The organism is Gilliamella sp. wkB7, from assembly GCF_001693435.1.
GTDB lineage: Bacteria > Pseudomonadota > Gammaproteobacteria > Enterobacterales > Orbaceae > Gilliamella > Gilliamella apicola_N.
In genome coordinates this window covers 260,556-273,206 of the sequence record NZ_CM004509.1, presented here as the reverse complement: position 1 = coordinate 273,206, position 12,651 = coordinate 260,556, and the positions used below count along the sequence as shown (strand labels likewise).

Sequence of the window (12,651 nt, the reverse complement as noted above, 5' to 3'; positions counted from 1 at the left end):
AGCAAATGTCAGAATCGGATAAAAAGGATTTAGCTTTACTTGCTGAAGGCAAAGCCCTTGATGATGCTGTAGTAAATGTTAGTAATGTAACCTTAAAATATAAAAAGACTTGTGCACTCAATGATATCAGTATTGCAATCCCACCAAGATGTATGGTGGGATTGATTGGACCTGATGGGGTAGGTAAATCCAGTCTATTATCATTGATTTCAGGAGCACATGTTATCCAAGAAGGATTAGTGTACGTTCTTGATGGTGATATGAAAGATAAATCACATCGAAAAAACGTTTGTACACGCATTGCTTATATGCCACAAGGATTAGGCAAAAATCTCTATCCTACACTTTCAGTTGAAGAAAATTTACAATTTTTTGCTTGTCTATTTGGTAATGACGCAGCGGAAAGACGACGCCGTATTGACGAATTAACTAAAAGTACGGGCTTATATCCTTTTTTATCCAGACCAGCGGGTCGCCTTTCAGGTGGTATGAAACAAAAGGTCAGTTTATGTTCTGCCCTGATTCATGACCCTGATTTACTTATTCTTGATGAACCAACTACGGGTGTTGATCCTCTTTCTCGTGCCCAATTTTGGCAATTAATCAATAAAATTCGTGAACAACGACCGCAAATGAGCGTGATTGTTGCAACGGCTTATATGGATGAAGCGCAAAACTTTGATTGGTTGGTTGCAATGTATGGCGGTAAAATTCTTGAAACAGGCACTCCACAAGCATTATTAGCCAAAACAGGTAAAAATAATTTAGATGATGCCTTTATTCAGTTAATGCCAGAAGATGCTAGGGAAGGTTATGAAGCCGTCGAAATCCCCCCATTAGCCATAAATCAAGATTTACAAGTTGCAATTGAAGCTAAAGACTTAACTAAACAATTTGGCGATTTTATTGCAGTTGATCATGTTAATTTTTCAATTAAACAAGGTGAGATATTTGGCTTTTTAGGATCAAATGGTTGCGGTAAATCAACAACCATGAAGATGTTAACTGGATTATTACCGATATCATCAGGCGAAGCATGGTTATTTGGTAAACCTGTCGATGCCAGTGATATCAATGTTAGACGTCATTTAGGTTATATGTCTCAGGCATTTTCGCTTTATAGTGAATTAACTGTTGAACAAAATCTCATTTTACATGCACGCCTATTTGGTATTGAAGAGAGCAAAATACCTGCAAGAGTTAATGAACTACTTAAACGTTTTGGTTTAGAAAATGACGTTAAAAGTTTGCCTGAAAGTCTACCTTTAGGTGTTAAACAAAGGCTTTCTTTATCGGTTGCGGTGGTTCATAATCCTGAAATTCTTATTTTGGATGAACCTACCTCTGGGGTCGATCCCATTGCTCGTGATGACTTTTGGCGTTTGATTATTGAGCTTTCTCGAAAGGATAAAGTAACCGTATTTATTACCACCCACTTTATGAATGAAGCTGCTCGATGCGATAGAATTTCATTAATGCATGCAGGTAAAGTATTAGCCAGTGATACACCTGATAATATTATTCATTCTAAAAATGCGAACACTCTGGAAGAAGCTTTTATCCGTTATTTAGTTGATGCTGGTGCAGATGATACAAATATGGATGAAAAAGAGAGTGAAACCACCAAAACCGTAACTAATGAACCCGTTAAGGTAACTCAAGATACCCATCATCTACAAGGATTTAGCTTGACTCGTATGATTGGTTGTTTATGGCGTGAAACATTAGAATTATCACGTGATCCTTTGCGTGCTTTATTAGCCTTTTTAGGTTCGGCAATCTTAATGCTGGTTATGGGTTATGGTATCACCATGGATGTACAGGATTTAAGATTTGCAGTGTTAGATCGTGATCAAAGTATTATCAGTCAAAATTACACTCTAAATCTTTCAGGGTCTAAGCGCTATTTTATCGAAAAACCACCCATCCTTGATTATGATGACATGGATCAAAGAATGAGAAGTAATGAGATCTCTTTAGCTATCGAGATACCGCCTAATTTTGGACGAGATATACAACGCGGAGATCCCGTTAACATCGGTATTTGGATTGATGGTGCTATGCCATCTAGAGCAGATACGGTTAAAGGCTATGTGCAAGGTATGCATCTTGCTTGGTTAAGTGAAAAGATAAAAACAACAACTGGAACAGAATCGAGCTCATTGGCGAACATTGAAACTCGATATCGTTATAATCCTGATGTTAAAAGTTTACAAGCAATGGTTCCGGCTGTAATTCCAATTCTATTATTAATGATTCCATCTATGTTAGCAGCCTTATCTGTTGTTCGTGAAAAAGAGATGGGATCAATCATCAATTTATATGTTACTCCTGTTACAAGAACTGAGTTTTTATTAGGTAAGCAAGTTCCTTATATTGTTATTTCGATGCTTAGCTTCTTATTACTCCTAATTATGGCTATCACCATATTTGATGTGCCGATAAAAGGAAGCTTCCTGACCATATGTTTAGCTGGATTAGCTTATTGTATTATTGCAACAGGATTCGGATTGCTTGCTTCGACAGTAACACGCAGTCAAGTCGCGGTTATATTTTTAACTACGGTTGGTACGATGTTACCTGCAATACAATTCTCAGGATTACTCAATCCAGTAGCATCTTTAGAGGGTATTGGGCGATATATTGGTGAAGTTTATCCAACAAGTCATATGCTTGTTATTGCGCGAGGTGTTTTCAATAAAGCATTAGGACTTTTTGATTTACATAACTCAATATTTGTATTACTCATTACCATTCCGATTATACTTGGTGCAAGTATATTTCTTCTCAAGAAACAAGAAGGATAGATATTATGCAAGGTTTTATTAATATTTATCGCTTAGGTATTAAAGAATTATGGGGATTAATTCGTGATCCAATCATGTTATTTTTAATCGCCTACTGTTTCACAATTGATATTTATTCTGCTGCAACAGCAACTTCTGATTCGCTTCATCACGCTTCGATAGCCGTGGTTGATGAAGATGATTCGCCTTTATCAAGGCAAATTATTGCAGCATTTTATCCACCAATGTTTAATAAACCCGTTAAATTACATTCAATGGATGTTGTCGATCGTGGAATGGATACAGACAGTTATACCTTTGCATTAAATATACCGCCTAATTTTCAACGCGATGTTTTAAATAATCAAAGTCCTGAAATTCAACTTAATGTTGATGCAACGCGAATGGGGCAGGCGTTTGTTGGAAATGGCTATATTACTCAAATTGTGAATAACGAAATAACAAAATATTTTAATCAAATTGATAAACCAACCAGTTTGCCAGTTAACATTGAAGTTCATGCTGCATTTAATCCAAATTTAACTCGGTCTTGGTTTGGTTCGGTTGTTGAAATTATTAACATTGTTACTACTTTGTCGATTATTTTGACTGGTGCTGCTTTAATGAAAGAACGTGAACATGGCACGATCGATCACTTGCTTTCAATGCCAGTTACACCATTTCAAATTATGATCTCAAAAGTTTGGTCTATGGGTCTTGTCGTTCTGGTTTCAACATGGGGAGCACTTTTACTGGTTGTTCAAGGTTGGCTTAATGTACCGATTGAGGGATCGATTACTCTATTTTTGATTGGTGCTGCTCTGCACTTATTCGTGACAACGTCACTTGGTATCTTTATGGCTACCGTCGCTAAATCAACAGCACAGTTTGCAATGTTATTCATTTTAATTCTTTTGCCGTTACAGATGCTTTCTGGGGGTAGTACGCCACGTGAGAGTATGCCTGAAGTGGTTCAAAATATTATGTTGTTTGCTCCTACTACTCACTTTGTTGAATTAGGACAAGCAATTTTATATCGTGGTGCGGGTTTAAGTGTGGTCTGGACTTCCTATGCTTGGCTATTAGCCATTGGTTGTGTGTTCTTTCTCATTGCCCTTAAGCGTTTCCGTAGTTCAATTGTCAATATGGGATCATAAGATCCCATATCTTCATAATATGACAAAATGATTTATTTTGTCTCTTTTTGACTTGTTATTCTTTTTCATCACTATTACTGCAATAGACGCATGTTTTTATGCATACAAAAGGTATCTACACAGAATAAGATTTCGGTAATATTAAATCACTACATCTAATTTATAACCATAATAAGATCTGTCATTGATTTTACAATACAGTTAAAAAAACTATAATAAATTAATTTGTTATAGCAAACTAACTCAAGCATTTTTGCATAACAAAACGTACAATATCTTTAATAAAAAATCTAAATATAACTTTTTAGAACTAGGCAATAATATTCAACATAAATAGATTATTTGAGTCTATTTCAAAAAACAATGAATCATGATTTTGAATAGAAATGTTACTTATTGATACAAATTTGAAATAAAAAGGTACAATATTTGTATCCATCTCAAATAGATGGATATGTATATTTTCTTATTAATTATCAATTAGTAAGCATTGAGAAATAGTGCAAATTTCATCATGTTATGCGACTTGTTAATCTTAATTTTAAGGTTATGTAAGTAAATTGAAATATTTTGTTAATAAAATGAATTTAATTGTGATTTTTTTCACAAAATTACTTGTTATAATTTAGCCACATATCGCAAATGAGGTTGAGTATTAAATCATACCAACATAGTAGTTTGGGATAGGGTATTTATAGTAATACTGTCATTTTATGGATATTTTGATAGTGTAAAAAAATCAGTATTAATCCTTTTAGTTTAAAAGGAATTAGTTCTAAAAGGAGTTAGTTCTAAAGGGAAATAGTTCTAAGGAAAAATATCTGATTTAATTGATATCAAAGTAAAGGTCATTTTTGGCTTATTACCCATGGATGATTGGTATCAATAAAAACCTTTGCAATTTTGCCATGGAAGGCATTATTGCAAAATCTAACATAGTTTTGTTACTGTTCATTAACTTTTTTTGTATAAATCCGAATCTCACTGATACTATTTGTATAGAATTTTGATATTAACTGTTCTTAGAATAAATAATTATAATTCTACATGAATAGGGTAATTTGTTGATAACTGATTTGCAGTTATCTATTTGTGTTTAAAAATTTATCTTTAAAAATACTGATATTTTAAAATGATAAAAATTTTTACTTAGACTAACTTTATCCAACAAATATTGTATATTAAAAAAATCCCAATTTAATGGGATTTTTTATATTAAAAAACGATTAAATTCGTTTGGTATTTTTTAATTCTTTTGGTGATAATCCAAAATAAGCTCTAAATCGTTGAGAAAATCGAGCGGTAGATGAATAGCCAACCATTGTGGCAATGTGTTCTGTTGAAAGGCTTGATGTTTGTAATAAATGAAGTGCTCGTCCCATTAACACCTTTTCTTTTATTTTTTGGATATTTTCCCCTTCAAACTTTAATTTGCGATATAAAGTCGCTTTACTCATGCAGATTTCTTTACTCACATCATCTATTGTAATTTTTTTATTGTCGTTTCTTTTAAATATTTCGATAACTTTTAGGGTAGTTTCTTTTTGACCAGGAAGGTAAGCTAAATTCGGATATCCTGAATTAGCCAATAAATTGATGATCTCTTTTCTTCGGTTTTCTATTATATCTTCTGTTGCCCAATCTAAACATTCAACAAGTTGAGATATACATTTGTATAAGGCGCTATTAGCTTTACCGAATGTGTATGTTTCAGATTTGTTAGTATTATTATTTATTAAATTATTATCAAAATCAGAAAATTCAAATTCAACGAGTACCGCAAGATAATTGGTATTGGCAGGAATATTTCGCATATTCATTGTTTGTACATCAGTAAAAAAAACAAAATTACCTACGTTACACGCGACTTTTGTTTCGTTACCAACGATTTTACAACCATTTAATACAACAACAAGCAGTGGTTTTAATATCGGTATATTAGAGAGATCCTGTTGTTGTTTTGATTTATAAGTTGAAACACATTTTTTATGATTCAGTGTAGTACTTAAAGTTTTGAGTCTTTCTATTTCTAATTCTGTATCTTTCATCCTAATCAATCCGTTCTTATGTTATGGTCACTTATTGAGGATATTCAATATCCATCGCTAGAATATATGTTACTCGTTTGCTTATTATATATAATAATGATTACTATTTTTAGTTATTTATTTCACTAATGGTAATTCATTCCAATGAGTAGTATAACGCTTGCTTAATAATTGACGTTTTATTTGCCAAGGAGCAGACTTTTGTATTCCCCCTAATTGGATCGTATTTTTACCCATTTTTTGATTAATGGTATCAATTGTTTTCATAAGTTTGTCATTTCTATGCAGCGATGGATTTATTAAAGGTGTTGTGAAAAAGTCTGGTTGAGAATGGCTGTTTTTAATTTTTAGGTCCAATAACATTACCCCTGATTTCATAAATAAAAGATCTTGCTTATATATTGCCAGCAAACCTTTTTGTGCTGCGTGAATAATTAATCGTGAGTCATCTGTTGGAAAAGAAAGTGGTACTACGATTGATGGATGATATTGATTTGAATTGTCACAAAAGCGATTCGTTTTTAAAAAGACTAGAATAGCGCTAGCGACAGATTGTTGTTGTCTAAGCTTTTCAGTTGCACGGCTTGCATGCAGACGAATCGCTTCTTGTAAATCAAATAGTGTACTCGTTAAGCGACCAAAACTGCGTGATATCATGATGTTTTTCTTCGGAGTGGATAGGTCATCTAACTCAATACAGTTAATACCTTGTAATTCTAATACGGTCCGTTCTAGTGTTACCGAAAAGTTATTTCTAATATATTTTAGATTAGCTTGACGCAGATCCCATGCAGTATGAATATTGATTCTATTTAATTTGTTTGCGATATGTCGACCTACGCCCCAAATGTTATTAATTGAAAATGTTTCTAATATATTTTTTAGTGATTTTTCATCTGTGGGTAAACAATAAACATTTTGATAAATGGCTTGTTTTTTGGCTATATGATTAGCTAACTTTGCCAATGTTCGCGTTGGAGCAATACCGATACTAACAGGAATACCTGTATCTCGTTTTACAACATTTTTTATTTTTAAACAATGTGCTGTTATATCTGTAAATCCATCTAGTTGAATAAAAGCTTCATCAATAGAATAAAGCTCAATACTCGGAGTATGGTTTTGTACAGTATCAAAGACCCGCTGGCTCATATCACCATAAAGTTCATAATTTGAACTTAGCAAAATTATTTGTTTACGAATTTTAGATGGGATCTGATAAGCCGGCATCCCCATAGGTACTAATGGTTTTAATTCATTTGAACGCGCAATAACACAGCCATCATTATTGGACAAGATCCCAATTGGTTTTCCTTCTAATTTAGGATTAAAAACGCGTTCACATGAAGCATAGAAATTATTGCAATCAATTAGGCCGATCATACATGTGCTCTTTTTCGTAATGAATGGATGGTATGTATAACAATTCCCCAAATATGAACATCTTTCCCCACTAAGGGAATTGGCGGATAAAGAGAATTACCTGACAATAAATGATGTTGGTTATCGAATATTCCAAGACATTTGCATGTTAACTCACCATCAACTGCGGCAACTACAATATCACCGATTTTAGGCTCCAAAGAACGATCAACAACTAACAAATCACCACTAAAAATACCATAATCGATCATAGAATCGCCTACGGCTTTAATATAATAGGTTGCGCTAGGATGCTTTACTAAATGTTCAGTCAAATCAAGTTTCGTTTCCAAATAATCATCTGCAGGGGATGGAAATCCAGCTCTTACTGGCGTATCAATTAAAGTTAAGTAATTTTTATCGGCAGTATTAACCATGCCAAGTACAATACAATTATTACGCAAGTACGTTCTCCTTAAAATTAACATATAAATCTATTTCGTTGTGTTATGGACATAGGGTTATAAACATATTAAAAAACGAATGCATGTATAAATATACAGTATAAAATGGCTGATTCAAAAATTTTCGACTGTAAAAAAATAGAAATTGAGCAAAAAAACGCAATTGATATTAAGCCACAGCTAACATTTTTGGGCTTTCCAATTTTTATGGGATTAAAAATAGTAGGGCAAAGATAAGCAATTTTTAAATTAAAAATAGTCCAAATGACATTATTGATTTTGTCATGTCACATAAATTGCTTACATTGTATTAATTATTCATTAATAGTTTAAAAACATAATTCACTATCTGTTATGTTAATTATTTATCTTGATAATATAAAGATCAGTAATCACGTGTTGTTGTCATGCTTTTATATAAACAAATTAAATCAGTTTTTTAACTATAAAATCAGTAGCTTTTTATTGTTAATAAAGTGCTATAAAAAGCAGCAAAACAAAAGGATTAACGGGCAAATTAACTTTTACCATAATTTAACACGTGTTTTCTCTGTGATCTTATTTGTTGATTTTTATGAAATAAAACTTCGCTGTTTAGTGGCGTCAAATCAAAATTGAATGATTTTTTATTCTTTTTAAGATAGGTTGCAGACCTTGCTTAACACAAGTTAAAAAAGAATAAGTATAATACCGCGCAATTTACAGAATTTTCCATTTGATATAACAAAGGTTGACATATTAACAATGTATTCAGTTAAGCTTACATCATGTAAAACAACATTAAGCAATATAGAATTTCAAAAAACAGACATGCACTTTTACATGTAATAAATACATTCAACTTTGTTATCCGCTTTAGCTCGGTCTAAAAAAAATCTAATCAAAAGTTACCGAACAATTACCGAATTTGTATTTCAAGTAATATTATTTTAGGAGTTTTAAAAAAATGAATCTAATCTGGTCTGCAGTTGGACAAGTTGTAAGTTCTTGTCTTCCGGTTTTTTTACTTATTTTTCTTGGTTGGCTGTGTGTACAGCAAGGAATATTTACGAAAGATTCTAAAAAATTATTATCTGGACTTGTATCTAACTTTGTATTCCCAGCATTACTATTTGTGCATACATCACACGCTAAACCATCGCAAATATTCAATGGTATTTGGATGATTGCCTTTTTCTGCACGATGTCATTTTTATGGATCGTTTGTTTCTTAGTGAATAAATACGTTCTACATAAAGATCTCAAATCAACAGCCATGAGTTCAATGTTATGCTGCTTCCCAAATATGGGTGGAATGGGGGTTCCGTTCTTAACGTTAATGTTAGGCGCCTCATCTACAATTTCTGTTGCAGTCGCTAACTTTGTTGTGGCATTGTCATTAATTCCTATGACCATTTTTCTATTAGAATTATGTGACACCAAAATATCAGGTGGTAAAGTAACGGGTGCAATGGTTTTTAGTGCAGTAAAAAGTTCACTGATGAAACCAATGTTCTTAGGTGTGATTCTTGGTTTAGTGGTGAGTGTGACTGATGGTACGACTTGGATGCCACACTTTATATTTAACACTTTCGATATCATGTCTAATGCTTGTAACTTCATTTCGTTAATTGCAGTAGGTGTGGGTATCTATGGTGTTAAATTAAAAATGTCAAAACCACTTATGATCAACGTAGTTTTGAAAAGCTTCTTTACACCAGTTGTTGCGTTAATTGCTGTACATCTATTTGGTATCACAGGAATGGAGGCAGAAGAATTAGTTTTCTTACTTGCAATGCCAACGGCATCAACAGCGGTTATTTTGGCTTATAACTGGAATGTTGAACAAGAGCATGCATCAAGCATTTTCTTTGCTTCAACCGTTTTATCAATTTTTATTTTACCAACATTATTACTCATCATGGAATATACCATTCCAGGTGTGCAATAAGCATTTATAATCGATCCGAACCGCCTCATTTAGCTTGTCTAAATGGGGCTTTTTTATTGGTTTTATTTTTTATTATCATGTTTTCAATATTAATAAAAATTGCCATTCCTTAGTTTTCTTTGTGTTTTTATTTATGTTTTAACTTCTTTATTAAAAATAAAATCCGTCTGAAAGTGATCAGAATTTTTTATCCTTTTATAATTAAAGCTAAAAGAACAACATTAAATAACAAAACATCAATGTAATCATTTTATTATTTAAAATTACGGAATAATTGTCTAACTATAAATGGATGAAGTATAGAAACGGGTATCATATATAATTTTCCCCAAAAGTTATGATTATTAACTGAAGCAATAAGATACAACATATTAGTCTTCTCCGTATTATTAATAATCCGTAAGCATAGACAAACATCAAGATGCGAGTCTTTTACCTGTAATGTGAGTTTATCTTCAGCTTGTTCAATAATTGTAAAAAAATGGAGGGTATTTGAAGTTTCAAGATTGTGATGGTGTGGCTCAGGCTTATTAAATCCATGAACAGGTTTAATTCCAACTAATCTAACTAAAAAATCTCTTATTTTAAATAGAAACTCTAACCATTTAGGCTGATAAGATGTCATTATTTTATAAGCATCAAGCGCCGTAATATTTTTTGCTATGGCTATTGTTTGATAATCTAAATAATCTATTTTTTCGCCAACTAAGGTAATATCGTTAGGCAAAACAGCTAATATTTGTTGAATATGCTTTTTTTTCATTTTTCTATATTGGATACGTTAATTTAAATTTCTAGCAAAATAACTCAATTTAAACAGTGAATTAATTTAAGAAAAATACCTAATATGGATTATGTAATATTGTTATTATGACACTATACCGTTACTTTTCCTAGCAAATGATAAATATCTTTCATTGAATTATTTCTATTCAAAAAATTCTTTTTTTCTTAATTTTGCTAATAATAACGTTAAACCTCAAATATATAAAAAAGAAGGGAGTTCTGTAATATTTTTAGAATTAAATTCAGTAGCTATTTATTAATATCATTTATAGTTATAAATTAAATTTTATGAATTTTATTTAATGAAATGGTATAGACTCCTGAATATTTTTTACAAAATCAACATTAACTTATTAATATAATTATATTTTTATATTAATTTAAATCTAATTATTCAATATTGCCTAAATTCTATTCATTATCTTAGTAATAGTTTTAAAAAATATTTTTGTTGTTATGTTGTCACTTATTTTGTCAAAAAGCTTTAGGTTATGGCTATGATTGAGTAAAAATGATTTTTTAGATACAAATCTTAATAAAAATTCGGTGCAAAATATTCAATAAAAAATCTGGAAAATCCAAGTTCTGTTAATCCTTTTTTGATCAATTTTAAGCAACAAATGTTAATTGTATTTTATGAATCATTTTAATTAGTTATCTATCACAATTAAATTTATAGCATTTTTTTAAAGATATAAAAGATTTTTTAACCGCCTGTAGTTTATACAGATTTTTAAAGAGTAATATAATAATACCTGTAGATAGATTAATGATTATCAATGATATTATGTAAAGAGTTTCAAATATTTCTTATTAATAACAAAAATAGCAATGATAGCCATTAAAGCGCTAAAGAATGCGACAAAATAGTTAAAATATTCCGCTAGTGTCATAGAGAGAGAAGAACCAATAATTTCAGAAAGTAATAGAGTACTTTGAAATACGGCGTAATCAGTAGCTGTTTGTTTGCTTTGTTTAGCATAAATCATGGTAAAGGTATAGATACTTACATTAATAAATCCTATACCAATTCCCAACAACGTCATTGATATGATAACCGTAACTGCATTAATATAACTTGGGTAATAATCCAGTACACTCCAGCTAAAAACTAACGATGTAACTAGACTAAAACCTAATTTTAAAGTATAGCTAGGGGGATGTTTTTTTAATAAATAGGCAGCGAGTATGCAACCTAATATCATTGTTAAATAACCGCCGATACCTGTATATAGTCCTACATCACTAACCGATAAGCCACGATCTAAAAGAATCAACTTAGACATGGTTAAAATAACTGAGCCAGCAAACGGTACGAGTAGTACCAGAAATAACATTGAATAAGCCTTTGGTCTTTTAAAGAAGAGGCCAATTTTAGCTCGAGGTTTAGGTTGTGAAGTGTAAAATAATTTAGGCTCTTTCCATAATAGTAGTTGTGCAATTGAAAAAATAATAATTACAACGAGTAATAAAATACTGTAAGTTTTTCCTAAGTAGTCATAACAAATACTAACACCTGCACCACCAATTAACATACCCATAATATTACCCATCACTTGAATACTATTAATTTGCGTAATGGTGTTGATTTGTGCTAAGTCAGCAGCTAAACCATCAGTAGCAATATCTTGAGTGGCAGAAATAATACAAGATAAAATAATAATACCAATTAATTGGTTGGTAGTATCTTCAGTAAATGGAGTAAAGGCAATTACGGTAATTAATATCGCTAATAAAAACTGCATAGGTAGTAGCCAAGTTTTACGATAACCTATTTTATCCAGCCAATAATTTTCTACAAAAGGCGCCCATAGAAACTTAACTACCCAAGGTATTCCTGCTAGGGGAATTATTGCAATCACAGCCAGTGATACGCCTGCATCACGCAATAAAATAGGATAAGCATCAAACGCTAAACCAACTGGAATACCTTGAATAATGTAGAGTTGGGCAATTATAAATAGAAAATAAGGCCGGCGGTTACTGCGAGTATTTTGGTTATTCATAAAGCATTTTCATAAATCTTTTATTTTTAATAAATCTATAAAAGAGGGTATTTTTACTGCTAAAAAATTATATGAAATAGTAGCTTTATTTTATTGTAAATGCAAATGATAT

The 12,651-nt window shown here is 31.6% G+C and carries 8 protein-coding genes; 3 read left to right on the top strand and 5 right to left on the bottom strand.

Annotated elements, in window-relative coordinates:
- Window positions 1–5: 5 nt before the first annotated feature.
- Complete coding sequence (rbbA, locus tag A9G17_RS01150) at window positions 6–2,807, top strand: ribosome-associated ATPase/putative transporter RbbA (protein WP_065737117.1); 2,802 nt, start codon at window positions 6–8, stop codon at window positions 2,805–2,807.
- 5 nt (window positions 2,808–2,812) lie between these two features.
- Window positions 2,813–3,943: an ABC transporter permease gene (locus A9G17_RS01145; RefSeq protein WP_065737116.1), complete on the top strand. Its 1,131-nt coding sequence runs from the start codon at window positions 2,813–2,815 to the stop codon at window positions 3,941–3,943.
- Between the two features lie 1,226 nt (window positions 3,944–5,169).
- Here the strand turns inward: A9G17_RS01145 and A9G17_RS01140 are convergent.
- The 3 genes from A9G17_RS01140 to A9G17_RS01130 all read right to left on the bottom strand — a co-directional run bounded on the left by A9G17_RS01140 (window position 5,170) and on the right by A9G17_RS01130 (window position 7,817).
- Window positions 5,170–5,991: a helix-turn-helix transcriptional regulator gene (locus tag A9G17_RS01140; protein WP_065737115.1), complete on the bottom strand. Its 822-nt coding sequence runs from the start codon at window positions 5,989–5,991 to the stop codon at window positions 5,170–5,172.
- A 117-nt stretch (window positions 5,992–6,108) separates the two neighbouring features.
- Window positions 6,109–7,374, bottom strand: a complete 1,266-nt coding sequence (locus A9G17_RS01135) for a Y-family DNA polymerase (RefSeq protein WP_065737114.1) — start codon at window positions 7,372–7,374, stop codon at window positions 6,109–6,111.
- Window positions 7,371–7,817, bottom strand: a complete 447-nt coding sequence (locus tag A9G17_RS01130) for a LexA family protein (protein WP_198228313.1) — start codon at window positions 7,815–7,817, stop codon at window positions 7,371–7,373. Before A9G17_RS01130 ends, A9G17_RS01135 begins: the two co-directional genes overlap by 4 nt.
- A gap of 946 nt (window positions 7,818–8,763) precedes the next feature.
- On the opposite strand from A9G17_RS01130, the gene A9G17_RS01125 reads away from it, so the two are divergent.
- A complete protein-coding gene (locus A9G17_RS01125; protein ID WP_025315506.1) occupies window positions 8,764–9,747 on the top strand; it encodes an AEC family transporter in 984 nt (327 codons plus the stop codon).
- Between the two features lie 253 nt (window positions 9,748–10,000).
- On the opposite strand, the gene A9G17_RS01120 is transcribed toward A9G17_RS01125, so the two are convergent.
- Together A9G17_RS01120 and A9G17_RS01115 are read right to left on the bottom strand one after the other, a co-directional pair.
- The gene (locus A9G17_RS01120) at window positions 10,001–10,510 is read right to left on the bottom strand and encodes a DUF2867 domain-containing protein (protein ID WP_081301628.1); all 510 of its coding nucleotides are present in this window, start codon (window positions 10,508–10,510) and stop codon (window positions 10,001–10,003) included.
- Between the two features lie 808 nt (window positions 10,511–11,318).
- Window positions 11,319–12,539 (bottom strand): MFS transporter, encoded by a 1,221-nt coding sequence (locus tag A9G17_RS01115; RefSeq protein WP_065737113.1) that lies wholly within the window; start codon window positions 12,537–12,539, stop codon window positions 11,319–11,321.
- Window positions 12,540–12,651 lie beyond the last annotated feature (112 nt).